Here is a 24,714-nt window from a genome sequence, read left to right as displayed (position 1 = left end):
ATTATTTGTTGGCGCGATGCCCGTAGCTCAGTGCGCGGGTGACTTGCCATTCGTCGCCGCGCTGGCGCCAGATGATGGTGAATTCGGCGATGCCTTCGCATTTGCCGCCGCCGAACTGGCAGAAGGTATGCGAGCCGGTGGCGATGGCGCCGAAGTCCTTCACCGGCACGACCTTTAAACTGCCGGGCACCAGTTGGCGCTGGTAGTGGCCGCAGACGTTCTTCCCGGTTTGCGCGATCATGACGTCGCGCGTCCAGGTGACGCCGGCGTTGTCGTGATAGAACTCGACGTTGGGATCGAAGTAGCTGGCGTATTTGTCCAGCTGCCCCGGTTTGTCGCACTGGTTGAAGGCGGTGAACATCTCGCTGTCCAGCCGCGTGATGGTGGCGGTCAGCGCTGCGTTGTCCGCTGCTTGTACGCTGCCGGCGCATAACAGAATGCTGATGGCTAGTTTCTTCATGTCCGTCTCCTCGTGGTTGCGATGAGCGGCCATCTTAATTGAGTTGCCGCCTACGCTTCCGCGTTTTCCGACGAATCGCGGTTTGCGAGGGGCGAATGGCGCTCTATGCTCCACCAGCTGGGCATCAGTTCCTGGATCTCGGGCCGGCCGAAGCGGTCGTCGATCAGGTAGACGGTGCCACGGTCCGACGTGGTGCGGATCACGCGGCCGGCCGCCTGCACCACCTTCTGCATGCCGGGATAGGTGTAGGTGTAGTCGTAGCCGGCGCCGAAAATGGTCTCCATGCGCGCCCGTATCTGCTCGTTGACCGGATTGATTTGCGGTAGGCCGAGCGTGGCGACAAAGGCCCCGATCAGGCGCGCGCCCGGCAGGTCGACGCCTTCGCCGAACGAGCCCCCCAGTACCGCGAAGCCGATGCCTTCGCTATCGAGCGTAAAGCGGTCGAGGAATTGCGCGCGCTCCGCTTCATCCATGCGGCGCGACTGGCGCCACACCGGCACGTCCGGATACAGTTCGCTGAACTGGTTGGCCGCCTTTTCCATGTAATCGAAACTGCTGAAGAAGGCGAGGTAGTTGCCGCGTTGCGCCGCGTACTGCTTGCCCATCAAATCGGCGATGGGACGCAGCGATTGCTGGCGGTGCGCGTAGCGGGTGGAGATATGCGACGCCACCTGCACCGACAGCTGTTCGGCCGCGAACGGCGATTCCACATCCACCCACGCGGTGGTTTCCGGCATGCCGAGCATGTCGCCGAAGTAGTTCCATGGACTCAGCGTGGCCGAGAAAAGGGCCGTGGTGTGCGTGCTGTCAAAGCGCGGCTTCAGGTATGGCGCCGGCACGATGTTGCGGATGCAGAGCACCGAGTTGCTGTTGCTGGCGCGCGCGCCGGGCGACTTTTCAATATCGAACAGCGCGTGGTCGCCAAAACTCTCGGCCAGCTTGGCAAACATCAGCGCGTTGAAGTAGAAGCTTTGCAGGTCCGGCTCCACATAGCCGGGATGGTCGGCCATGTAGTCGGAGATGGCGGTGGCCGCCGTCTGCAAGGCGCCCATGAATTTTTCCGGCAGCGCGGCATAGGACTGGTACTCGGCCGATTGGTCCTTCTCCAGCTGGTTCCATTGCTTGTGCACGCGCTCCAGCGGTTTTTTCAACTCGTCGGGGACGATCTTGCGCAGCAGGCGCACGCCGTCATGCTCCATGTCGGCCGAATACATCTTGCGCGCGCGCGACACCATGTTGTGCGCCTCGTCCACCAGCACGTTGACCTTCCAGTCGTTGAGCTGCGTGAGGCTGTGCAGCATGGCGCTGCTGTCGAAGTAGTAGTTGTAGTCGCCGATGACGATGTCGCACCAGCGCGCCATTTCGCTGCTCAGATAATACGGGCAGACGTTGTGGGCGAGGGCGATGGCGCGCAGCGTGTCGCGGTCCAGCGCCGGCGGCGCGCTGCCGGAACCTTCGCTGCCAGATGGCGCCATCAACGCCAGCGCCGATGCGCGCGCGTCCGGCAAGCGGTCGTAGAAGCCCTTGGCCAGCGGGCAGGAGTCGCCGTGACAGGCCTTGTCCGGATTGACGCAGGCGGTGCTCTTGGCCGCCAGCTCCAGTGTGCGTAGCGGCAGCAGCGGCGCGCCTTCGCGGATCAGGTCCACCGCATCCAGCGCCATCTGCCGGCCGGAGGTTTTCGCAGCCAGGAAGAAGATCTTGTCGACGCCATGGTCGGCGCTGGCCTTGAGCATCGGGAACAGGCTGCCGACACTTTTGCCGATGCCGGTGGGCGCTTGCGCCAGCAGGCATACCTTGCGGTTGCTGGCGCGGTACATGGCTTCCGCCAGCTGGCGCTGGCCGGGACGGAAGTCGCTGTACGGGAAGCGCATCGCCTTCAGTTGCACGTCGCGTTCCGCGCGGTGCGCCATTTCCTGCTCCGCCCATCTGATGAAGAGCCCGCACTGCTGCTCGAACCAGGCTTGCAGATCGGCGGCCGTGTAGTCTTCATGCAGCACGGTTTCCTTCTGGCTGCCGATGTCGAAGTAGACCAGCGCCAGGCGGATTTTTTCCAGTCCGCGATCCTCGCACAGCAGGTGGCCGTAAACTTTGACCTGTGCCCAGTGCAGCGCGCGCTGGTTGTCCGGCAACTTCTTCAAATCGCCACGATAGGTCTTGATTTCTTCCAGGCGGTTGGCGCGCGCGTCATAACCGTCGGCGCGGCCCCGCACGTGCAGCGGGCCGAAGTCGCCGGACAGCGAAATTTCGGTCTCGTAATCGTCATCGCGGCGCGAGGTCACCACGCCATGGCCGGCGATGCCTTCCTGCGCGGTGGGCGAGGGCGTGAAACGCAGATCGAGGTCGCCGGTCTTGGCGGTGAACTCGCACAGCGCGCGCACGGCGACAGTGTAGCGGGCCGGCGTCATGCCGCCCATTGCAGGTAACAGACCGAGACCGGCATCGCATGCGCGGCGCAGTATTCGATCCAGCGCAACTGGTTGTCCTGCAGGCGGTCGCCCGGACCTTTTACTTCGATCATGTTATAGCGGCGTTCGGCCGGCCAGAACTGGATCAGGTCCGGGAAGCCGCTGCGGTTGGATTTGACGTCCAGCAGGATGCGCTCGAAGGCGCGCTTCAGGTGCTGCGGCGGGATGCATTCCAGTGCCAGATCCAGCAGTTCTTCGTCAACCGCTTCCCAGAACACGAACGGCGACTGGATGCCGTACTTGGCGGCGAAGTTGGCGCGGATGGTGGCGCGATACTGGTCGCCATCCAGCTGTGACAGCGCGTCGCCGAATTGCAGCGCGCGGCGACGCTGGAAATCGGCGCTGTGCAAGTCGGCCGGGCCGCGATGATACGGATGGAAGAAGGCGCCGGGAATCGGCGAAAACACCGCGTCCCAGCACAGCAGGCCAAACAGCGAATTGATCAGCGAATTCTCGACGTAGTAGACCGGCGCGTCTTCCTTGCTCAGGTGATCGCGGACGACGAATTCGACGTAGCTGGCTTCTTGCGGCGGCGGCAGGCTCAGGTCGATGCGCTCGGCCTGCGCCAGCACCACCGGCGGCGGCTTGGCGTGGCCCAGTTTGCGGGCCAGACGCGGCGCCATGCGCAGCAGCTGCTGGCGCTCGGCCTCGCTCTCGGGCGCTTGCAATGCGATTTGCAGCAGGTCGAACGCTTCGCGCGGCTGCTCGTTCTTTTCCAGCACGCGGATGGCGCGGGCGCGGGCGCCGGGATAATCGCAATTGGCGTACATCGCGTGCGCGGTGGGCCAGTCGCGCAGCTTTTCCACGTGCTGGGCGATGGCGAACAGCAGCTTGTTGCGGCGGCTGCGCAGCCATTCGTTGTCCGGCGCGCAGGGCGGCAGGTCGGCGATCACGGCTGCCGGGTCTTCGCCCTCGGCAAAGCGCTCGTGGCATTGGTGGATGGCGAGGAAGTCGTCGATGTCGCGGCGGCTGCGGAAACCGCGCGCGGCTGGCGAAAATTCCACTTTTTCGTACTGGTAGATGCCGAGGTCGGACAGCACGAAGTCGGTCCAATCCTGGTGGTAGTTGCCGAAGAAGATCAGGCGCAGGCGGTCGCACAGTTGCTGCGTCAGGTTGCGGTAGGCGTGGTCGCCGGAATGGGCGTACCAGCCGGAAAAGCGGCGTGCGCCATCATACTGTTGGCGCAGCGCTGCCAGCTGATCGGCCTTGCGCAGGTGCTTGACGTGCGCGCCCAGCTGGAACACCTTGACGATTTCCGGCTTTTGCAGCAAGTCGAACAGCGCGTCCAGCTCCAGTTGCGGGTCTTCTTCGATCAGGCCGGCTTGCGCCAGCGGGCGCGCCGCCTCGTGCGTGCTGCCGATTTCCGCGTAGACCAGTTTGCTGGCGCGGAATATCGTGCCCTTGCGCATCACCATGCGCACGAACAGCGCGCGCGACGATTGCGGCAGGGTGGAGAAGGTGGCGAGGAAATGGCGCTCGTCGGCATTCAGCAGATCGTCGTAGCGTTCGCCGATCCACGCCAATACCTGGTGAAAATTCTCCAGGTAGTAGAACGGATTTTCCAGGACTTTGATCATTGCAGCGGGGAGGCGATAAGACGATAAGGCGACGATAACTGTATTTATGTACAGTGTACCGTCTTCCTCCCCGCTTGCCCAGTTATTTCTTGGCGCCGGCCTTGGCTGCTGGCGTGACCATGGCGTTGGCCTTGGCGATTTCCGTTTCCACCGCCTGCACCGCTTGCTTGGTGGCCTTGGTTACCTGCTCGTAGCCGGCAAAGGCGTTGTCGATCGCGGTCTTGACGATCTGCACGGCGTTTTCCGAACCCGGGCGGACGTTCTTGGTGACGTCGTAGATCAGTGCGCTGAGGTTGCTTTTGGCTTCGGCCACGTGGGCGTCGGCGGCGCGGGTGAATTCCTGGCGGATCTCGGCGATGATGTCGCCCAGTTGCTGGTTGTAGGCAGCCGCGCTGGCGACACCGGGCTGGATTTTCTCGGCAGCTGCCTGCATGGCGGCCTTGGCGTCGCCGGCCTGGCTGATTTCCTTGCCGGCGGCGAGGCCATCTGCCAGCTGCGACCTGGCGGTCGACATATTGAGCGCGATGACTTGCTCGACGCCTTGCACGGTTTTGCTGGTCAGCGTGTTGAAGGTTTCAAGCTGGAACTCAAACAACGCTTTGGTGGCGTTGGCAAATTGCTCGGGATTGGTGAACATACAGTCTCCTCATCAAAAGAATGGTGGGATGCAGCGATTCCGGGTGTACCGTGTTGTTCTGATTTTATTATCTAGTAACAATTAATTTTTCGCAACGAGCATCGCGGAACGGGCCGTAGGCTTTTTGCCAGCCTTCCCCCAGCGGCGTCTGTGAACACGCCAGCGTGCCGTCGATCTTGCTGCGCCACTTCCACCACGGCGCTGGCGCCGCCGTCAGCGAGCCGACGCCCAGCAGCAGGGCCAGCAGCAGTGTCGTCCTGATCTTGAATCGGTTCATACCTTACACCAGTTGTTGGGCGCAGACGCGATTGCGGCCGCTGTTTTTCGCAGCGTACAGCAAATCGTCGGCGGCCGCGATCATGTTGACATGGGCGTCGGGCGTGGAGGCGGCGAAATCCACGCTGGCGACGCCAAAGCTGGCGGTCACGCTGATCTGCTGCCCGGCGTGCTCGACCGGCGTGGCGGCCAGCGTCTGGCGCAGCCGTTCGGCCAGCAACTGGCCGCCGGCCAGGTCGGTTTCCGGCAGGATCAGCAGAAATTCCTCGCCGCCGTAGCGCACCACGCTATCGATGCTGTCGCGCGTCATCGATTGCATCAGAGAAGCAAAGCGTTGCAACACGGCGTCGCCGCCGTAGTGGCCGTAGGTGTCGTTGACCGCTTTGAAGTGGTCGAGGTCGCTCATGATGACGGTGAGGCTGAGCTTGTAGCGCTGGGCGCGCGAGATTTCCGTTTCCAGCAGTTGTTCGTGCAGGTGGCGCCGGTTGTAGCAACCGGTCAGCGGGTCACGCACCGACAGGTTTTTCAGCACCATCTGCGCGCTGTATTCCTCGCGCGACAGGATTTCATAGCGCCGCGCCGCCACGTAGCAGAACACGTTGCACAGCGTCAGCAGTGCGCCCATGGTCCCCAGTTGCATGCCGTGCACGTCGCCCAGCCGCCACGCCAGCAGCATGAACAGCGCGGTCGCGGCCGCCGCTATCGCCACCGCGTACAGCAGCCGGTTGGGAATGTAGATGTAGATGACGATGATGACGATCGACATCGAGATGGCGTGCAGCGAGAATTCGTTCGGCCGCAGCGCGGCGATCAGCAGAAAGCCTGCTGCGCCGGCCACTTCGACAATGGTGGCGGCTATCCGCGTGATGGGAATGGCGTCCGGGCGCCGCTTGACCAGCTGCAGGCAGCCCAGCACGGTGGCGGCGACGGCAATCCGCGCGCCGACCAGCAAGCAGGTTTTCAGTTCATAGCCGACCCAGATCAGGTCGGTAACGGCAAAGCACAGGTAGAACAGCGCACAGAACAGAAAGGTCACGCGCAACTGGGCCTGGGTGGTGGCCAAGTGATGGCGCAGGAAATCGTTTTCCGTCGTGATGTCGCAAAATTCGCACTTCAGCGGTGCGACTTTGATTGTCCTGGACGGAACAGGATGTGGGGGCATGGCTGCAGGTCTCCGCTTGCGGCCGGCTGCTTGCCGGTCTGTCACTTCGATTATACGACTGCAACAGTTGCGAGGCGGAAAAATCTTCGTGGCTGCTACAGCGGCGCGCTCTTGGGCAGGCGCAGCATGAAGCTGGCGCCGTGGCCTGACGTGCTGGCGGCGTCGATTCGGCCGCCCAGCACGCCGGTGACGATGTTGTGTGTGATATACAAACCGAGGCCGGAACCGCCGGCGCCCATGCGCGTGGTGAAGAACGGATCGTAGATGCGCGGCAGGTTTTCCGGCGTGATGCCGGCGCCGGTGTCGCTCAGCGTGATGGCAATTTCGCCATTGTTGCTGTCATGCGCGGACAGCGTAATGCTGCCGTGGCCGTTGGCCTGGTGGCGACTGCCGAAACCGTGTATCAGGCTGTTGTCGATCAGGTGGCGCAGGGCCTGCATCAGCAGGCCGGGGTAGCTGTCCATTTCCAGCCAGTGATCGACGTCCTCGACCAGCTCCAGTTGGCGCTGGCTCACCTCGCCCTGTACCGACTGCATCAGCTCGGCCACCACGTCGCCCAGCATGAAGCGGCTGCGCTGGCTGTCGGCGCCGTCCACCGCAATCCGCTTGAAGCTGTCGACCAGCGCGGCGGCGCGGTTCAGGTTGCGCAACACCACTTCGTCGGCGCTGGCGGCCTGGTCCAGGTAGGCGGTCAGCACCGACTTGCGCAGGCCGCTTTCCAGGTCGTGGCGCAGCGCGGCGGTACGCTCGCTCATGCTGCTGGCCATGGTCAGGCTGTTGCCGATCGGGGTGTTCAGTTCGTGGGCGACGCCGGCCACCAGCGCCCCCAGCGCGGCCAGCTTGTCGCGCCGCACCAGTTCTTCCTGGGTCAGGCTGAGATTGTCCAATGCGGTGCTTAGCTCTTCGTTGACGTGTTCGGCGTCATCCTTGGCCTGGCGCAGTTCGGCGGTGCGCACCGCCACCAGTTCTTCCAGATGCTCGCGGTGGCGTTGCAGCTCTTCCTCGTGCCTGGTGCGGGCGATGGCGATGCCGGCCAGGTGGGTGGCAGTGTGGATCAGGCGCCGGTTGTCCTCGGTGGGTTCGCGCACGTCCCGGTAGTACATGGCGAACGAACCGAGCACCGTGTCCTGGTCCAGCAGGATCGGCGTCGACCAGCAGGCGCGCAGGCCGTAGTGGGCTGCGGCGTTGCGGTAGGGCGCCCACAGTGGGTCGTTCAGGATGTCGCTGACGATCACCGTCTGCTTGCGGAACATGGCGGTGCCGCAGGAGCCGGCCGCCGGGCCGATCGGCAGGCCGTTGAGCGCCGCCAGGTAGTCGGGTGGCATGCTGGGGCCGGCGGCGCTGGTCACTGTCACGCCGTCCGGATTGAGCAGCATAACGGTGCAATGGCCGTTGTCCAGCTGGGCTTCGATCAGGCGTACCAGCTTGTCCAGCGTGTCCGGCAGCGGGGCGCCGCGGGCAATCATCTCCAGCAGCGCGTTCTTGCCGTCGCGCAGGGCGTTGGCCAGTTGGCGCGGGGTGACGTCGACGATGCGCACATGCATCAGCCGGTGCTCGGCGGTGGTCAGCGGCACCATCCGCAGTTCGCAGGCGATCGCGCGGCCGGAACTGTGGCGCAGTTCCATCTCGACCATCTGGATCTCGCCCGCCATGATCTGCTCGATGGCGGTGGCGAACACGTGCGCGCTGGGCTGGCCATCGGGTTGCAACGGTGGGAACAGCGCCAGCAGGTCGCTCTGCACCAGTTCGGTCTCGGTCAGGCCGAACAGTTGGCGCGCGCGGCGGTTGACGTCCAGGATCTGGTAGCTGCCGCGTTGCATCAGCACGATGGCGTCGGGCGAACCGGCCAGCATGGTGTGGTAGTTGACTTCCAGCGTGGCCATGGTCGGCATGCCGGCCACGTGCGGCGCCGGGGCGATCAGTTGCAAATGCAGCAGGATTTTCTCGGCCAGCTCATCTGTCTGGAAGCTCAGCGGCAGATAGGCAGCGGCGCCGGCCTCGTCGGCGCGCAGGCGTTCTTCCGGGCTGGTATGGGCCGACAACAGAAACACCGGCAGCGGCGTCTGGCTGGCTTGTTGCAGGCGCGGACACAGTTCCAGGTTGGCGCTGCCGGCCAGCGCCACATCCAGCAGGGCCAGCGCGACATGGCCGCCGCGCACCGCTGCCAGCGCCTCGTCGCCGCGGCTGACGGCCTGCACGGTCAAATGGTGGCGCGCCAGCATGCGTTGCAGCGCGGCCGTGTCATAGGCGGTGCTGGCGGCTATCAGGATGGTCTGCGGCTGATCGGATGAGAACGGCGGCATCATGGGTGGCTGGTGCGGCTCCGCAGGGCGGCGTGCGGCCAGTGTATTACAAGATCGGCTGGCGTGGGCGGCATCATGCGGCTCGCAGGGCAGCAGCTTTTTGCGCCTCGTGGATCAGCGGGAAGTTGTCCTCGATCCAGTCGACCAACACTTCCAGCCGGGTGGCGGCCTCGCGGCCGAGCGGCGTCAGGCTGTATTCCACGTGCGGCGGCACCACTTGCCGGGCGACCCGCAATACCAGGCCGTCGTAGGCGAGAGCGTCCAGCGTCTGCGCCAGCATCTTTTCGCTGACACCGCCAACGGCGCGGCGCAGCTCGCTGAAGCGGTGGGTGCGTTCCAGCAGCATCACCAGCACCAGCACGCCCCAGCGGCTGGTGATATGGCCGAGCACGGCGCGCGACGGGCAGTCGGCCGCCATCACCTGGGCGCGCTGCGGGTTCTGTTGCATTTGCTGAATGGTCTTGCGCAGGGATTTACTGCTCATCGGTAGCTCCTGGGGTACTTACTAAAATGTGCGTACTTACAATTCGTAAGTATAGCCGATATTATGGTCTCATTCACTTTTTAGGAGAGACCTGATGATTATCGTTACTGCTGCAAGCGGCCAACTGGGCCGTCTGGTGATTGCTGAACTGCTCAAGCGCGTGCCGGCCGAGAACATCGTCGCCGCCGTGCGCGACCCGGCCAAGGCGGTCGACCTGGCCGACCAGGGCGTACTGGTGCGTCACGCTGACTACAACGATCCGGCTTCGCTGGATGCGGCGTTTGAAGGCGCCACCAAGGTGCTGCTGATCTCGTCCAACGACCTGGGCAACCGCGTGTCGCAGCACCGCAGCGTGATCGACGCCGCCGCCCGCGCCAAAGTCGGCCTGCTGGCCTACACCAGCGTGCTGCATGCCGACCGCTCCACGCTGGGCCTGGCGGGCGAGCATCGCGCTACCGAAGACGCAGTGCGCGCCTCGGGCCTGCCGTACAGTCTGCTGCGCAATGGCTGGTATGTGGAGAACTATACGGTCAGCCTGGGCGGCGCAATTGCGCACGGTGCGCTGGCTGGCGGCGCCGGCGAAGGCCGCATCTCGGCCGCCGCGCGCGCCGACTACGCCGAAGCTGCAGCCGTGGTGCTGGCCAGCAGCGAAGCGGTGGAGCAGGTCTATGAACTGGCGGGTGACACCGCCTTTACGCTGGCCGAGCTGGCAGCCGAAGTCGCGCGTCAGAGCGGCAAGGAGATCCCGTTCCACAACCTGGCGCAGAAGGATTACGCTGAGTTGCTGACGAATGTCGGCTTGCCGGCCCCGCTGGCCGACCTGATCGCCGACTCCGACGCCCAAGCGGCGAAAGGTGCATTGTTCGACGATAGCCGCACCCTCGGCAAACTGATACGCCGCCCGACCATCTCGCTGGCCGATGCGGTGAAGGCAGCGCTGTAATCGGGAGCTGAAATGAAAAAAGCCTCCATCTGCTTGACGCCGATGGAGGCTTTTTTGCGGAATTTTTGGTGCCCACGGAGGGACTCGAACCCCCACACCTTGCGGCACATGGACCTGAACCATGCGCGTCTACCAATTCCGCCACGTGGGCATTGTAGTCTCAACAGTCATCAGCGCTTGGTGCCCACGGAGGGACTCGAACCCCCACACCTTGCGGCACATGGACCTGAACCATGCGCGTCTACCAATTCCGCCACGTGGGCGCTGACTCTGTTTTCGCTACTTTCTGCTGCGTGCTCTGCAACAGAAGGCATGCATCTTAAGGGGCGACCGCACCCTCGTCAATAGCAATTTGCTGCTTTTGTGAAATTATTTCACTGGCAAAGAAACGCCCCAATGCAAAAAGCCTCCCGAAGGAGGCTTTTTAACACGGAATTCTATGGTGCCCACGGAGGGACTCGAACCCCCACACCTTGCGGCACATGGACCTGAACCATGCGCGTCTACCAATTCCGCCACGTGGGCATTTTGCTGCTTTGCTCTGCCGCGTTGAGCGCGTCAGAGGCCAGTATATTACGGCAACAACTCCTTTTTTGCAAGTGGTTTAGCGCTTGCCAGTTGCCATGCACTTTCGTAAGCTGGCCCTGTCATTGCAACAACACCGGGGAGCGCGATGGAAATGATCAACCGCTGGCTCGACAGCCAGAACTTCATGCCGCACGGGCATTGCTTCCTGTGGATGCCGTCCATTCTGTGGACCAGTGTGATTTCCGACGCCCTGATCGCGCTGGCGTATCTCACCATTCCCATCAGCCTGGTGTATTTCATCCGCAAGCGGCGCGACATGCCGTTCGACTGGATGTTCATCGCCTTTGGCGTGTTCATCCTGGCGTGCGGCGCCACGCACGTCATGGATGTGTGGGTGATCTGGCGGCCGGATTATGTGGTGGCGGTCGGTTTGAAAGCGATCACCGCGGTCGCTTCGGTGGTGACCGCCGTCGCCATGGTGCGCCTGATTCCGATCGCGCTGCGCATTCCGAGTCCGGCGCAGCTGGCGGCGGTCAACGCCGAGCTGCAAAAAGCCAACGACGACCTGCGTACCGCCATGGAGCGCGCCGAGGTCGCCAACCGCGCCAAGAGCGCCTTCCTGACGTCGATGAGCCACGAGTTGCGCACGCCGCTCAATGCGATTCTCGGCTATGCCCAGATCCTCAAGCGCGACAAGGGCCTGAGCGTGCCGCAGCAGACCGGCATCAGCACCATCCAGCAGGGCGGCCAGCACCTGCTGGCGCTGATCAACGATGTGCTCGACCTGTCGCGGGTAGATGCCGGCAAGATGGAATTTCATCCGCGCCCGGTGCGGCTGGGCGATCTGCTGTCAGTGGTGGCCGACATCATGCGCGTGCGCGCCGAGCAGAAGCATCTGCACTTCGAACTGGAGCTGATGGACGCCTTGCCGCTGGCGGTCAGCGTGGACGAGACGCGGCTGCGCCAGGTGCTGCTGAACCTGCTCGGCAACGCCGTCAAATTTACCGATCGCGGCACGGTGCGGCTGCGCGTGTCGCCGTTGCCGGCCGAGCCGGCGCAGGCGCAGGAGGTGGCGCGCCTGCGCTTCGAGGTCGTCGACGAAGGCATTGGCATCGCCGCCGATCAGCAGGAGGCCATCTTCCGGCCGTTCGAACAGGTGGGGGATGCGTCGCGCCGCGCCGGCGGCACTGGCCTCGGGCTGGCGATCAGCCGCCAGCTGGTGCAGTTGATGGGCGGTGCGCTGCAAGTGGAAAGCATGCCCGGCAAAGGCAGCCGCTTCTGGTTTGATGTGGCGCTGAAAGTGGTGGACGCGCCGGGCGTGCTGATGAGTGGCGAGCGCATCGCCACCGGCTACGTCGGCCCGCGCAAGACCATCCTGGTAGTGGACGACGTGGCGACCAATCGCGCACTGCTGCGCGATTGGCTGGGCGGACTGGGTTTTCGTACGTTTGAGGCGGAAAACGGCATGTCGGCGCTGGCGCAGACCCAGTCGGTGCGGCCGGACATGGTGCTGCTCGATATGGTCATGCCCGGCATGGACGGCCTTGAAATCATGCGCCGCCTGCGCGGGGATGCGCGCACCGCCGGTACGCCGGTACTGATGATTTCCGCCAGCGCCACGCCGGAAGAGGAGGAGCGTTCGCTGGCGGTGGGCGCCAACGCCTTCCTGTCCAAGCCGGTCAACGAGCACGACCTGCTGCGCGAGATCGGCGCGCACCTTAAGCTGGAATGGACGGAGTAGAAATGAAAAAAGCCTCCGGAAGGAGGCTTTTAACACGGAATTCTATGGTGCCCACGGAGGGACTCGAACCCCCACACCTTGCGGCACATGGACCTGAACCATGCGCGTCTACCAATTCCGCCACGTGGGCACTGATACTGCTCAACAACTCTGCTATTATATCGACCGGGAGAGTTTTGCGCCAGATGAACTTTTACATTCCTTACTGCACATCAACCCGTCTTGCAGATCCCGCCGCTTGCGCTGCGAGAGACCAGAATTATAGAGCAATCCCCGGCGATGTCAAATACCTCCCAAGAATATTTTTTGAGCAGCCCGCGATCCGGCTTGAATTAGTCAAGCAAGGCGATTCCAAGTACACTACGCCTGTCGTCGTGCCATATATATGCTAACACTGTAAAAAATAAGAAAACTTTTGAGCCAATCTACACACACCATTCCCAGCCGTGAGGAAATTCTCGGCATCTTCCGCAGCGTCGACGGTCCACTGGACCTGCGCGCCTTGTCGAAATCGCTGAAAGTCGGCACCGACGCCCAGGCCATCCTGTCGCGTCGCCTGAACGCCATGCAGCGTGACGGCCAGATCCTGATCGATGACGCCGGCCACTACTCGCTGGCCGCGCAGACCGGCTTCGTCGCCGGCCGCGTCAGCAGCCACCGCGACGGCTTCGGCTTTGTGATCCCGGACGAGCCGGGCGAAGACCTGTTCCTGCCCGAGAAGGAAATGCAGAAAGTGCTGCATGGCGACCGCGTGCTGGCCAAGGTCATCGGCGTTGACCGCCGCGGCCGCCCGGAAGGCACCATTGTCGAAGTCACCCAGCGTGCCAATACCCACATCATCGGCCGCCTGCTCAACGAGAGCGGCGTGTGGGTGGTGGCGCCGGAAGACCAGCGCATTTCGCAGGACGTGCTGGTCGAAGGCTCGATCGGCAAGGCCAAGGCCGGCCAGGTGGTCAGCGTTGAGCTGACCGAGCAGCCGATGCGCTTCAAGCAGCCGGTCGGCAAGATCGTCGAAGTGCTGGGTTCGCTGGACGATCCCGGCATGGAAATCGAAATCGCCGTGCGCAAGTTCGGCGTGCCGCACATCTTCTCGGACGCGGCGCTGAAGCAAGCCGCCAGGCTGCCGGATCATGTGCGCGAAGCCGACTGGGGCGAGCGCGTCGATTTGCGCGACGTGCCGCTGGTCACCATCGACGGCGAAGATGCGCGCGATTTCGACGATGCGGTCTACTGCGAACCGGTCAAGATCGGCCGCAGCAACGGCTACCGCCTGATCGTCGCGATTGCCGACGTCAGCCACTACGTCAAGCCGAACGACGCGCTGGACGCCGACGCGCTGGAACGCAGCACTTCGGTGTACTTCCCGCGCCGCGTGATTCCGATGCTGCCGGAAAAACTCTCCAACGGCCTGTGCTCGCTGAACCCGGCGGTCGACCGTCTGACGCTGGTGTGCGACGCCGTGATCACCGCCAAGGGCGAGATCAAGGCGTACCAGTTCTATCCGGCCGTGATCCACTCGGCCGCGCGCCTGACCTACACCGAAGTGGCCGACATCCTGGGTAACACCAAGGGGCCGGAAGCCGCGCGCCGCCCGGGCATCGTGCCGCATCTGCTGAACCTGTACGACGTGTTCCAGGCGCTGCTCAAAGCGCGCGCGGAACGTGGCGCCATCGATTTCGAGACCACCGAAACCTATATCGTCTGCAATCCGAACGGCAAGATCGAGAAGATCATCCCGCGCACCCGCAATGATGCGCACCGTCTGATTGAAGAGTGCATGCTGACCGCCAACGTCTGCGCGGCCGACCTGCTGATTCGCAACAAGCATCCGGGCACTTACCGGATTCACGCCACGCCGAGCGGTGAAAAGCTCAAGCAGGTGCGCAGCTTCCTCAAGCAGGTCAACCTGAACCTAGGCGGCGGCGACAAGCCGGCGGCCGGCGACTACGCCGCGCTGATGCGCGAGATCAAGGGGCGTCCGGATGCGTCGCTGCTGCAGACCATGCTGTTGCGCTCGATGCAGCAGGCGGTCTACTCGCCGGACAACATCGGCCACTTCGGCCTGGCGTATGAGGCGTATGCCCACTTCACCAGCCCGATTCGCCGCTATCCGGACTTGCTGACGCACCGCGCCATCAAGGCCATCCTGCTGGGTAAAAAATACGAGCCGAAGATCGCCAGCACCAGCGTGCTGAACACCAACGTCTCGAACGCCACCCGCAAGCAGCAGGCCAAGGACAAGGCCGAAGGCAAAGAGAAAAAAGCCGGCGATTTGACCGTGTGGGACGCGCTCGGCGTGCACTGCTCGGCCAACGAGCGCCGCGCCGACGAAGCATCGCGCGATGTCGAGAACTGGCTGAAGTGCTACTTCATGCAGGACAAGCTGGGCGAAGAATACACCGGCGTCATCACCGGCGTGGCCACGTTCGGCATCTTCGTGCAGCTGGACCAGCTGTTCGTCGAAGGCATGGTGCACATCACCGACCTGGGCCAGGATTACTTCCAGTACGACGATGCGCGTCACGAGCTGAAAGGCGAACGCTCCGGCAAGACTTTCCAGCTGACCGACCATGTCAGCGTGCAGGTGGTGCGTGTGGACCTGGAGTCGCGCAAGATCGATCTGCGTCTGGCTGGGGCCGATGCGCCGCCGCCACGTCCGGACAAGGGCGAGCGTCAGGCCAAGGACCGCAAGACCAACATCAAGCCTGCCCCGGCAATCCCGGCGCCGGCGCCGGCCGCCAAGTCCGGCAAGCCTTCGCGCAAACCTGCGGCTTCCGCCAAGCCGGCAGCAGCCCAGCCGGCCGCTGCCCGACCGAAGACCAAGGCTGCACCCGCAGCCAAACCCAGAGCAGCCAAAGCTGCCTCTAATAGTAAGAAGAAGCGATAAATGAGTAAGAACAAAATGATTTTCGGTTTTCACGCGGTGACCTCGCGTTTGCGTCACGAGGCCGCCTCCGTGGAAGAAATTTTCGTCGATGCCGGTCGTGACGACCGCCGCATGAAGGATTTGATCGCCAACGCAAAAGCGGCTGGCGTGCGCGTGATGCCGGTCGATTCGGCACGGCTGGACAAGATTGTCGGCACCCGCCGCCACCAGGGAGTGATCGCGTTTGCGTCGCAGCTGGCGCTGGCGCGCAATCTGGATGAACTGCTGGATGCGATTGATGGTCCGCCGCTGCTGCTGGTGCTGGATGGGATTACCGATCCGCATAACCTGGGCGCTTGCCTGCGCGTGGCCGATGGTGTTGGCGCACATGCGGTGATCGTGCCGAAGGACCGCGCGGTGGGGCTGAATGCGACGGCGGCCAAGGTGGCGTCGGGCGCGGCGGAGACCGTGCCGTACATTACCGTGACCAATCTGGCGCGCACCCTGCGTGACCTGAAGGATCGCGATATCTGGCTGATCGGCACTTCGGATGATGGCGAAAAAGGTCTGTACGAAGCCGACTTCACCGGCCCGACCGCGCTGGTGATGGGTTCGGAAGGCGAGGGCATGCGCCGCCTGACGCGCGAGACCTGCGATATGCTGGTCAGCATTCCGATGTTTGGCTCGGTTGAGAGCCTGAACGTGTCGGTGGCGTCGGGTGTCTGCCTGTACGAAGCGCGCCGTCAACGTATCGCCAAGGAAGGCTGAGTCGACTCAGCATGGATTCCCGCCTGCGCGGGAATGACGCCACGTCCCCGCGCAAGTGGCGGGCGCCACGTCCCTGCGCAAGCGGCGTGCGCCACGTCTCCGCGCAAGTGGCGTGCGCCACGTCGTCCCCGCGCAGGCGGGGACCCATAACCCGGCTCATCGAGCCGAAACTCCCCCTCGGCAACGCCCGCCCGAATGCGCTAACATGGGTGTTCCGCTTGTCATTCCGCACCGACCATGTTCCACCGCCTCCGCCAGGACATTAACAGCATCATCGAACGCGATCCCGCCGCCCGCAACGCCTGGGAGGTTTTGACCTGCTATCCCGGCCTGCAAGCCATTGTGCTGCACCGCTGGGCGCACTGGTGCTGGACCCACCAGCTGAAATGGCTGGGCCGCTTCGTCTCCTACCTGGCCCGCATCCTCACCGGCATCGAAATTCACCCTGGCGCCCGCATCGGCCGCCGCGTGTTCATCGACCACGGCTTCGGCGTGGTGATCGGCGAGACCGCCGAAGTCGGCGACGATTGCACCATCTACCAGGGCGTGACGCTGGGCGGCACTTCGCTGCATACCGGCGCCAAGCGCCATCCTACCTTGGGACGCGGCGTCATCATCGGCGCCGGCGCCAAGGTGCTGGGCGGCTTTACCGTCGGCGACTACGCCAAGGTCGGCTCCAACGCCGTGCTGCTGAAACCGGTACCGCCAGGGGCGACCGCCGTCGGCAATCCGGCCCACATCGTACAAAAGGATTTACTCAACGCCGCCGGCAACCCGTTCGCCGCCTACGGCGTCACGCCCAATGGCGACGATCCGCTGTCGAAAGCGCTGCGCGGACTGATCGAACACGCCGCCAAGCAGGAGCAGCGCATCGAGCAGCTGGCGGCAACCATGCGGGCGGCCGGGCTCGAATGCCAGAGCGTGCCCGAGTGTGATAAATTGAATTCGGACCAACTGAACAAGCTCGTCGAATAAGGAAGCAAGTCATGGAAGATACGCCCGATGGCGCAGAAGTGCTGGACCCGTTTGAAATCCGCGTGCTGGCCGTGCTGGCCGAGAAGGAGGCGCTGACGCCCGATAACTATCCGCTGTCGCTGAACGCGCTGGTCAACGGCTGCAACCAGCTGTCCAGCCGCGATCCGGTGATGGCGCTGTCGGAAGAGGCGGTGTCCGAAGTGTTGCAGCGGCTGATGCAGCGCAAGTACGTCAACGGCATCACCCAGGCCGGCGCGCGCGTCACCAAGTACGAGCACCGCATGCGCATCAAGTGGTCGCTGGAGCAGGACAAGCTGGCGGTGCTGAGCATCCTGATGCTGCGCGGCCTGCAAACCGCCGGCGAGATCCGCACCCGCAGCGGCCGCCTGCACGATTTCAAATCAGTGGCCGATGTTGAGCACGCGCTGCAATTCCTGATCGACAAATACCCGCCGCTGGTGTCCAGGCTGCCGCTGGCGCCGGGCACCAAGGAGCCGCGTTACGGCCAGCTGCTGGGCGGCGAAGAAGCGCTGGCGCGCGAAGAAACCGCCGCCAGCCTGGGCGGTTCGGTGGCGCAGGGCAGCCGCGTCGGCGCGCTGGAGCAGGAAGTGCAGCAGTTGCGCCGCCAGGTGGAAGACCTGACCGCGCAGTTTGCCGAGTTCCGCAAGCAGTTCGAATAAGGTGCCGGCGGGCTCACTTGCCGCCAGTGGCGTCGACGAAGGTGCCCGTGACGAAGGACGCCTCAGCGCTGGCCAGCCAGAGTATCGCGCGCGCGACTTCCTCCGGCTGGCCGCCTCTGCCCATCGGGATCGAGTCTTTCAGCCGGTCCACGCGTCCCGGCTCGCCGCCGCTGGCATGCATCCCGGTATAGATGTGGCCGGGGCGCACGCAGTTCACCCGTATCCCTTCGCGCGCGACTTCCTTTGCCAGGCCGGTGGTGAAGGTCTCCAGCGCGCCTTTCGACGCCGCATAGTCGACGTATTCGTTGGGGCTGCCCAGGCGCGCCGCCGCCGATGATACGTTGATGATCGCGCCGCCCGGCCCGTTGTGCCGATGGGACATGCGCTTCACCGCCTCCTGCGCGCACAGCATGGGGCCGATCGTGTTGACGGCGAAAATGCGCTGCATGCGCTCAAATGGCAGGCTTTCCAGCCTGGACTGGGGCGCGATGATGGCGGCGTTGTTGACCAACACATCGATGCGGCCGAACTGGCGGTCGATCGCGTGGAACAAATCCATCACTTGTTGCGGGGCGGCGCTGTCCGCGCGCCGGACCAGGACCTGCCGGCCCGCTGCTTCAATATCGGACGCGACCGCCAGCGCTGCGGCTTCGTCGGCGGCGAAGCTGATCGCCACGTCGTAGCCTTGGGCGGCGGCCAGGCGCGCGGTGGCGGCGCCGATGCCGCGGCTGCCGCCGGTAATCAGTATCAGGGGGGATGGGTTCATGACGGGGTGCTCCGTTGGTTGATGGCGGGCTGACGCAGGTGCGCGCGCAGCATCAGCGCCAGCGGTACGATCAGGAAGGCGGTGGCCGCCGAGGTCAGCACCCCGACGGTTTTGTTGCTGTGATCGGCAACCATGCCGTACACAACAGGCGCGATGCCGCCGGCGCCGATGACACTGGTGTAAAACACGGCAAAGGCGCGGCCGGTATCGCCGTCGGACAGTTCCGGCACGGTGCCGTATAAAACCGACGAGGTGCCATTCAATACGATGCCCAGCAGCGGCAGCAGGAACAAGGTCGGCGCCAGCGCGGTGGACAGTGTCGCCACGATCAGCAGCGCGGTGGCGGCTTCCGTCGCCATGACGCAGCCGACCACGCCCAGCTGTTCGCCCAGCCAGCCGCAGCTCGCCTTGCCGAACGCGCCGCCGATGAACAGCAGGGCGAGGGCGATGCCCACCGTCGGCGAGCCGCCGCCCTTGTCGTGGATGAGGAAAGGCAGGAACAGCAGATAGCCCATGCGGGTTGCGGTGTCGAGCGCGCCGATGGTCATGAGGATGCGGAAGCCGCCGCGTCCGCGCCGCGCGCCATGCTCCGCCGCGCCGCCCTTGCCGGCAAGGGCGGTGCCGCTGGTGGCCGGCGTCAGCATTGGCAGCGCCGCCGCCAGCGCGATGCCCGGCAGCGCCATCAGCGCCAGCACCGGGCGCCACGCCAGTACCGGCAGCAGCAGGGCAACCAGTGCGGGCAGCGTGGCCTTGCCGATATCGCCGGCAAAATTATATGTTCCCAGTGCGCGCCGCGACGCCTTGCCGTAGGTGTCAGCGACCAGCATCGACCCGCGTGGATGCTGAATGCTTGACCCCATGCCGGCGACCACCAGGCCGACGCACAGCCCGGCAAAGCCCAGTGGTAGCGCCATGATCAGCAGGCCGGCCGCCGCCAGCAGGGTCGACAACACCAGCGCGGCGCGCGGCGACCAGCCGCGCAGCGCCCGGTCGGCCGGAATCTGCAGGCCGCCCATGGTGCCGTAGTACAGCGCGCGGACCGCCGCCAGCGCGGCGTAGGAGAGGCCGAACTGTGCCTGCCAGACCGGCAGAAAGGCATACAGGCCATCGGTATAGCCGTCGTGCAGCGCGTGCGCCAGGCAGGCGCCGAGCAGGCTGCGTCGCTGCGCGGTCCAGCGGCTTTTGAATGTCGTCATCATGGCCACATGATATACACGTGAGCGATACTCGACTAGTAGGGGTAAAATCACGGGTATTGTGCATTTTTCTCACGGATCGTCATGCGGCATCTTCCTCCCTTGAACGCGTTGCGGATTTTTGAAGTAGCTGCCCGCACCAGTAGCTATGCCGAAGCCGGCGTGGAACTGGGGCTTACGCATGGGGCGGTGAGCCGGCAGATCGCCACGCTGGAAAGCTGGCTGGGTCAGCGGCTGTTCACCCGGCAGGGCCGGCGCATGGTGGCGACGCCGGCGGCGCAAGCGTTCGCGGCCGAGGTCGGCCTGTCGTTCGACCGGTTGATGCTGGCGGCGGAAGCGTGCGGCCGCCCGGGCGCGCGGCGCATTCTGCGGGTCAGCGCGCCGACCAGTTTCGCCATGCGCTGGCTGATACCCCGGCTGAGCCGCTACCATGCCGATCATCCCGAGGTGGAGGTGGTGGTCACCACCGTCAGCACGGTGCTGGAGGAGTTGCGCGGCGGCGTCGATGTGGCGATCCGGCGCGGCGTGGCGCATGCGGATGCCTGGCCCCTGCACCATGTGGTGCCGGTGCTGGACGATGTGGATACGCTCATCATGAGTCCGGCGCTGTTCCGGCAGCGGCCGATATTGGCGCCGGCCGACATCGCGGCGCACACGCTGCTGGCGAGCGAAACCCGCGCCGGTGATTGGTCGCGCTGGCTGGACGCGGCCGGGGTGCCGCACCTGGCCGGACTGCCGCGACAGCGGTTCGATCACTTTTTCGTGACGCGCCAGGCGGTGGAGGACGGCCTGGGCATCGGCATCGGCCCGCTGCCGATGCTGGCGCTGGACATCGCGAATAACCGGCTCATGACGCCACTGCCCGCGATCCAGGTGCCGAGAACCGGGTATGTGGCGATCTTCCCGCAGCAGGCCGATGGCGGCAATCTGCTGCATGGTTTCGTCGACTGGCTGGCCGCCCAGCGGGACGTCAGTTGAGTTCGATCAGGGCGTCGTTGGCGTATTGCTTGTTGCCGATCGGGACGGAGTAGCTTTTGCCGTCCTTGCTGACTTGCAGTTCGACGCGGGTGACGCCGTCGATCAGCGTGGCGCTGGTGATGTCGCCGTCGGCGTGCACGCTCAGCTTGAACTCCTTGAACGCGCACCAGTCGGTCGTCAGCGTCAGGGTGTTGATCAAGGCGCGTACGAAGAACGGGATGTAGTTCTTCGCCACGCTTACCAGAACCCGGCATTCGAGCCGGATGTCGCCCAGCCGGCGCATGCCGGCCGGAACGCCGGCGCTGCGCACGTCCGGCATCCAGCTGTAGTAGCTCTTTTTCTGATTCAGCACCACGTCCGCATTGTCGTCTTCCGCCGCGCGATTGCGGGGCAGGGAGAAGCTGTGGTCTTCCGCCAGCGGCAGCGGGATTTCGGTCTGGTCACCCGATAGCCGTACCGTCAGGCTGTCGAACGCGTCGGCCGGCGCCTTGCTGCTTTTGTACAGGCGGAAGCGGACCAGCGATGCGCTCGGCGCCAGCTCGTGGTTGTCGTCGAAGGCGTCCAGCCCGGCCAGCATGTAGCGGTACGGTTGCAGCTCCGGGCTGCGGGTGCCGTTGATGACCACCAGTTGGCCGGCGTCGTCCCCGGCCTGCGCTTGCTGCTGCCACAGCAATGGCAGCAGCAAGGTGGCGATGGCAGCGTAGCGGCTGCACGTCATGGCGCTCATGCTGTCAGACTTCCTCGCGGCGGCGGCGCATGTAAATGGCGACCGCAATCATGGCCACGCCGGCAGCGGCGCCGATCCACACGCTGGCGTTGCCCAGCGTGCTCCACGAAGCGTTGAAGATGAGGGTCGACACCGAGATGCCGGGCGTTTCCGGCGAGAGGCTCAGCGGCGGCCGGTCGAAGCCGATCCACGAGCCCGGCACCACGCCCAGCAGGATGCGGCTGGAGATGTGGCTGGCGAACCAGACCGCATCAACGCTCAAGTGCAGCGCTTTTTGCGCCCACACCAGCAGCAAGGTGGTGATGAGCGGCGTGCCGACCGCCCACAGGAATACCTTGGAGCGCGCCATGCTCGACACCATCAGCAGCCAGCCCACGGTCGGCAACGCCCACAGGATGTACACCGGCAGCAGGGCGATCAGGCGCAGCGGCGTCAGGTAGAACTGCGGTGTCGCCAGCAGCGCGCCGAACAGATTGGTGCCATGCATGGCCACCACCCCGCATAAGGCCAGCGCCATCAGCAACCCGACCGCAATCGCGATGCCCAGCGTGATCAGCGGCGCCACCACCAGCGCCGTCACCAGCTTGGACAGCACGGTCATGCTGTCCGACACCGGCAGCGATTTCCAGAACAGCAGGCTGCGGTCGCGGCGTTCATCGTGCAGCGCGCCGAGGCAGTAGAAGAACACCAGCAGACCCAGTATCATCAGGATCGGCATGCCGGCCGTGACGTACATTTCGCCCATGGCTTCGGCAATGCGGCTGCGCGCCGTGCCTTCGATGGTGACGCTGATCGGCTGGTTGTACAGCCGGATGTTATCGATGTTGCCGAAGATCAGGCCGGTGAGAACCAGGGCGATGACGGCGCCGGCGATGACGATGGGCGTCCACAGCAGCATGCCCTTGTTTTCCCACATCTCGCGCTTGATCAGCCATTTCATGGTTTTCATGCGTAGCTTCCTTTCATGGTCGCAACGAACAGATCGGCCACGCTGGGCGTGCGCAGTTCGCCAAAATTGGATAGTTGCTCGCGGTTGACGCCGTCGAACAGCATCACCGGCTTGCCGAACACGGTGCGCTGGCTGAGCGGTTGCAGCGCATTGGCGGCGGCGATGAATTGCGGCTCGACCATCACCTCGGTAAAGCGTTCGCCCACTTCATCCATCGACGCCGCCAGCGCGATCTTGCCGTTCTCAATGAACAGCAGGTCGGTGAGGATGTGCTCGACTTCCTCGATCTGGTGGGTGGTGATCAGGATGGTCTTGTTTTCGTCGAAGTAGTCTTCCAGCAGGTTCTGGTAGAACTGCTTGCGGTACAGGATGTCCAGCCCCAGCGTCGGTTCGTCCAGCACCAGCAGCCTGGCGTCGATCGCCATCACCAGCGCCAGGTGCAGCTGCACCACCATGCCCTTGGACATGGCCTTGACCTTCATGTTCGGCGTCAGCTTGGTGTTGGCCAGGTATTTCTCGGCCTTGGCGCGGTTGAAGCGCGGATGCACGCCTTCGACGAACGCGATGGCGTCCTTGACCTTGAGCCAGCGCGGCAGGATGGCGACGTCGGCGATGAAGCAGACTTCGTTCATCAGCGCCTCGCGTTGCTGGCGCGGGTCCATGCCCAGCACCGACAGCTGGCCCTCGAACGGGGTCAGGCCGAGGATGGCCTTGAGGGTGGTGGTCTTGCCAGAGCCGTTGGGGCCGATCAGGCCGACGATGCGGCCGGACTCCACCGTGAAGCTGACGTTGTCCAGCGCGGCCTGCTTGCCGTAGCGCTTGTTCAGGCCGGCGGCGGTGATGACGGCGCTCATGCCGCACCTCCGGCCGCCGGTTTCAGCAGCGATTCCAGGTCCAGGCCGAGGCGGCGGATGCGCTCCAGCACCACGGGCCAGTCTTCGCGCAGGAAGCGCTCGCGTTCGGTGGCCAGCAGTTTGTCGCGGGCGCCATCAGTCACATACATACCTATTCCCCTCCGTTTTTCGACCAGCGTCTCGTCCACCAGCTCCTGGTAGGCGCGCGACACCGTGATTGGGTTGAGTTGATATTCGGCGGCGATCTGCCGCACCGAGGGCAGGGCGTCGCCCGGCTTGAGCAAGCCGTCCAGCACCATGCCCACGACTTTGTCCTTGAGCTGCCGATAAATCGGCGCGTTGTCATTCCACATACATGGTTACCCCTTACGTGTGTTAATGAAGTGGTGTTGTAGTGAACTATAACACTACGAATCAAAAACGCAAACATTTTTGCCTGCCGCGCACGATTGAAGGCCGTGATTGTTGCGGCAATGTTATATAGTCTGATAGTTACCTCAATAAACAATCCTAGGGGATTCGATGACTGCAAATAATATCGATCAGCGCCTCGGCGATCTGATTACGCAACAAGAGAGCGATATCCTGGCCATCTGGTCGGCCGAACTGGCGGGCAAAAGCTTCCGCAGCGACGAAGCTACCATGCAGCGCCACACGCGCCAGTTCCTGGCGCTGCTGCCGGCCGCCATCGCCACCGGCGGCACCGCCGACACCAACCTGCGCCAGTGGGACGAAGTGCGCAACCTGCTGGGCGAAGTGTCGACCCAGCGCGCCAAGCTGGGCTCGACGCCGAACGACACCGCGACCTTTGTGTTTTCGCTGAAGCAGCCGCTGTTTACCATGCTGCGGCGCGAGCTGGGCGCCGAATCGGCCGAGCTGGCTGAAGCATCGTGGGCGATCAACACCTTGCTCGATCAATTGGGCCTGTACACGCTGGAAGTGTTCCAGAAAAGCCGCGACCAGATCATCGTGCGCCAGCAGCATGAGCTGATGGAACTGTCGACGCCGGTCGTCAAGCTGTGGCAGGACATCCTGGCGTTGCCGCTGATCGGCACGCTCGACAGCGCGCGCAGCCAGGTGGTGATGGAAAGCCTGCTGGAAAAAATCGTCGAGACCGGCGCCGCCATCGCCATCATCGACATCACCGGCGTGCCGACCGTCGACACGCTGGTGGCGCAGCATCTGATGAAGACGATTGCCGCCGCGCGCCTGATGGGCGCCGACTGCATCATCAGCGGCATCCGTCCGCAGATCGCCCAGACCATCGTGCACCTCGGCGTCAATCTGGAAGACGTGGTGACCAAGGCGACGCTGGCCGACGCCTTTGTGGTGGCCCTGGCGCGCGTGGGCGCGACCATCACTCGCAAGGCGTGAGCGCA

22 protein-coding genes and 4 tRNA genes are annotated in these 24,714 nt (G+C 64.2%); 8 read left to right on the top strand and 18 right to left on the bottom strand.

What is annotated here, in order from left to right; genetic code table 11:
* Window position 1 precedes the first annotated feature (1 nt).
* The 8 genes from GTP55_RS15430 to GTP55_RS15395 form a co-directional block, all read right to left on the bottom strand.
* Window positions 2-460 (bottom strand): nuclear transport factor 2 family protein, encoded by a 459-nt coding sequence (locus GTP55_RS15430; RefSeq protein WP_161045768.1) that lies wholly within the window; start codon window positions 458-460, stop codon window positions 2-4.
* 50 nt (window positions 461-510) lie between these two features.
* Window positions 511-2,865 carry an ATP-dependent DNA helicase gene (locus GTP55_RS15425; protein WP_161045767.1) on the bottom strand — a complete coding sequence of 785 codons (2,355 nt, stop codon included), beginning with the start codon at window positions 2,863-2,865 and terminating at the stop codon, window positions 511-513.
* The gene (locus tag GTP55_RS15420; RefSeq protein ID WP_161045766.1) at window positions 2,862-4,502 is read right to left on the bottom strand and encodes a VRR-NUC domain-containing protein; all 1,641 of its coding nucleotides are present in this window, start codon (window positions 4,500-4,502) and stop codon (window positions 2,862-2,864) included. Before GTP55_RS15420 ends, GTP55_RS15425 begins: the two co-directional genes overlap by 4 nt.
* Window positions 4,503-4,584: 82 nt before the next feature.
* A complete protein-coding gene (locus GTP55_RS15415; protein WP_161045765.1) occupies window positions 4,585-5,139 on the bottom strand; it encodes a phasin family protein in 555 nt (184 codons plus the stop codon).
* Between the two features lie 67 nt (window positions 5,140-5,206).
* The gene (locus GTP55_RS15410) at window positions 5,207-5,416 is read right to left on the bottom strand and encodes a hypothetical protein (RefSeq protein ID WP_202423727.1); all 210 of its coding nucleotides are present in this window, start codon (window positions 5,414-5,416) and stop codon (window positions 5,207-5,209) included.
* A gap of 3 nt (window positions 5,417-5,419) precedes the next feature.
* On the bottom strand, window positions 5,420-6,577 hold the full coding sequence (locus tag GTP55_RS15405) for a GGDEF domain-containing protein (protein WP_161045764.1): 1,158 nt from the start codon (window positions 6,575-6,577) through the stop codon (window positions 5,420-5,422).
* Window positions 6,578-6,672: 95 nt separating this feature from the next.
* Window positions 6,673-8,883: an ATP-binding protein gene (locus GTP55_RS15400; RefSeq protein WP_161045763.1), complete on the bottom strand. Its 2,211-nt coding sequence runs from the start codon at window positions 8,881-8,883 to the stop codon at window positions 6,673-6,675.
* Between the two features lie 70 nt (window positions 8,884-8,953).
* A complete protein-coding gene (locus GTP55_RS15395) occupies window positions 8,954-9,364 on the bottom strand; it encodes a winged helix-turn-helix transcriptional regulator (protein ID WP_161045762.1) in 411 nt (136 codons plus the stop codon).
* A gap of 94 nt (window positions 9,365-9,458) precedes the next feature.
* Between GTP55_RS15395 and GTP55_RS15390 the strand changes: the two genes are divergently transcribed.
* Window positions 9,459-10,307 (top strand): NAD(P)H-binding protein, encoded by an 849-nt coding sequence (locus GTP55_RS15390; RefSeq protein ID WP_161045761.1) that lies wholly within the window; start codon window positions 9,459-9,461, stop codon window positions 10,305-10,307.
* 66 nt (window positions 10,308-10,373) lie between these two features.
* Here the strand turns inward: GTP55_RS15390 and GTP55_RS15385 are convergent.
* From GTP55_RS15385 to GTP55_RS15375, 3 genes are all read right to left on the bottom strand, one after another.
* Window positions 10,374-10,458 (bottom strand) — tRNA-Leu (locus GTP55_RS15385).
* 27 nt (window positions 10,459-10,485) lie between these two features.
* A tRNA-Leu gene (locus tag GTP55_RS15380) sits at window positions 10,486-10,570 on the bottom strand.
* 177 nt (window positions 10,571-10,747) lie between these two features.
* Window positions 10,748-10,832: transfer RNA gene (locus tag GTP55_RS15375), tRNA-Leu, on the bottom strand.
* Window positions 10,833-10,980: 148 nt separating this feature from the next.
* Here GTP55_RS15375 and GTP55_RS15370 point away from each other — a divergent pair.
* Window positions 10,981-12,576 (top strand): ATP-binding protein, encoded by a 1,596-nt coding sequence (locus tag GTP55_RS15370; protein ID WP_161045760.1) that lies wholly within the window; start codon window positions 10,981-10,983, stop codon window positions 12,574-12,576.
* Between the two features lie 45 nt (window positions 12,577-12,621).
* Here the strand turns inward: GTP55_RS15370 and GTP55_RS15365 are convergent.
* A tRNA-Leu gene (locus tag GTP55_RS15365) sits at window positions 12,622-12,706 on the bottom strand.
* Between the two features lie 285 nt (window positions 12,707-12,991).
* Between GTP55_RS15365 and rnr the strand changes: the two genes are divergently transcribed.
* The 4 genes from rnr to GTP55_RS15345 all read left to right on the top strand — a co-directional run bounded on the left by rnr (window position 12,992) and on the right by GTP55_RS15345 (window position 17,865).
* On the top strand, window positions 12,992-15,463 hold the full coding sequence (rnr, locus tag GTP55_RS15360; protein ID WP_161045759.1) for a ribonuclease R: 2,472 nt from the start codon (window positions 12,992-12,994) through the stop codon (window positions 15,461-15,463).
* Window positions 15,464-16,210, top strand: coding sequence for a 23S rRNA (guanosine(2251)-2'-O)-methyltransferase RlmB (gene rlmB, locus GTP55_RS15355; protein WP_110848355.1), 747 nt, complete (start codon window positions 15,464-15,466; stop codon window positions 16,208-16,210).
* Between the two features lie 237 nt (window positions 16,211-16,447).
* Entirely contained in the window at window positions 16,448-17,185 is a 738-nt protein-coding gene (cysE, locus tag GTP55_RS15350) for a serine O-acetyltransferase (protein ID WP_161045758.1), read from the top strand.
* Window positions 17,186-17,196: 11 nt separating this feature from the next.
* A complete protein-coding gene (locus tag GTP55_RS15345) occupies window positions 17,197-17,865 on the top strand; it encodes a YceH family protein (RefSeq protein ID WP_161045757.1) in 669 nt (222 codons plus the stop codon).
* Between the two features lie 13 nt (window positions 17,866-17,878).
* Here GTP55_RS15345 and GTP55_RS15340 read toward each other — a convergent pair whose 3' ends face one another.
* The gene (locus GTP55_RS15340) at window positions 17,879-18,631 is read right to left on the bottom strand and encodes an SDR family oxidoreductase (RefSeq protein WP_161045756.1); all 753 of its coding nucleotides are present in this window, start codon (window positions 18,629-18,631) and stop codon (window positions 17,879-17,881) included.
* Entirely contained in the window at window positions 18,628-19,830 is a 1,203-nt protein-coding gene (locus GTP55_RS15335) for an MFS transporter (RefSeq protein WP_161045755.1), read from the bottom strand. Before GTP55_RS15335 ends, GTP55_RS15340 begins: the two co-directional genes overlap by 4 nt.
* Before the next feature lie 81 nt (window positions 19,831-19,911).
* On the opposite strand from GTP55_RS15335, the gene GTP55_RS15330 reads away from it, so the two are divergent.
* Window positions 19,912-20,805 carry a LysR substrate-binding domain-containing protein gene (locus GTP55_RS15330; RefSeq protein WP_161045754.1) on the top strand — a complete coding sequence of 298 codons (894 nt, stop codon included), beginning with the start codon at window positions 19,912-19,914 and terminating at the stop codon, window positions 20,803-20,805.
* Here GTP55_RS15330 and GTP55_RS15325 read toward each other — a convergent pair.
* From GTP55_RS15325 to GTP55_RS15310, 4 genes are read right to left on the bottom strand one after another with little or no spacing between them, the layout of a single operon-like run.
* Entirely contained in the window at window positions 20,798-21,532 is a 735-nt protein-coding gene (locus GTP55_RS15325; protein ID WP_202423726.1) for a hypothetical protein, read from the bottom strand. The two genes, GTP55_RS15330 and GTP55_RS15325, sit on opposite strands and share 8 nt — an antisense overlap.
* A 4-nt stretch (window positions 21,533-21,536) precedes the next feature.
* The gene (locus GTP55_RS15320; RefSeq protein WP_161045753.1) at window positions 21,537-22,481 is read right to left on the bottom strand and encodes a hypothetical protein; all 945 of its coding nucleotides are present in this window, start codon (window positions 22,479-22,481) and stop codon (window positions 21,537-21,539) included.
* The gene (locus GTP55_RS15315) at window positions 22,478-23,335 is read right to left on the bottom strand and encodes an ABC transporter ATP-binding protein (RefSeq protein WP_161045752.1); all 858 of its coding nucleotides are present in this window, start codon (window positions 23,333-23,335) and stop codon (window positions 22,478-22,480) included. Before GTP55_RS15315 ends, GTP55_RS15320 begins: the two co-directional genes overlap by 4 nt.
* Window positions 23,332-23,688, bottom strand: a complete 357-nt coding sequence (locus GTP55_RS15310) for a GntR family transcriptional regulator (RefSeq protein WP_161045751.1) — start codon at window positions 23,686-23,688, stop codon at window positions 23,332-23,334. The genes GTP55_RS15315 and GTP55_RS15310 overlap by 4 nt, the downstream gene beginning before the upstream one ends.
* A 169-nt stretch (window positions 23,689-23,857) precedes the next feature.
* Between GTP55_RS15310 and GTP55_RS15305 the strand changes: the two genes are divergently transcribed.
* On the top strand, window positions 23,858-24,709 hold the full coding sequence (locus GTP55_RS15305) for an STAS domain-containing protein (protein WP_161045750.1): 852 nt from the start codon (window positions 23,858-23,860) through the stop codon (window positions 24,707-24,709).
* Window positions 24,710-24,714 lie beyond the last annotated feature (5 nt).

This window comes from Duganella margarita, from assembly GCF_009857535.1.
GTDB classification, from domain to species: Bacteria; Pseudomonadota; Gammaproteobacteria; order Burkholderiales; family Burkholderiaceae_D; genus Rugamonas; species Rugamonas margarita.
Note: the sequence above shows the minus strand (reverse complement) of the source record. Positions and strands in the feature narration are given on the sequence as shown.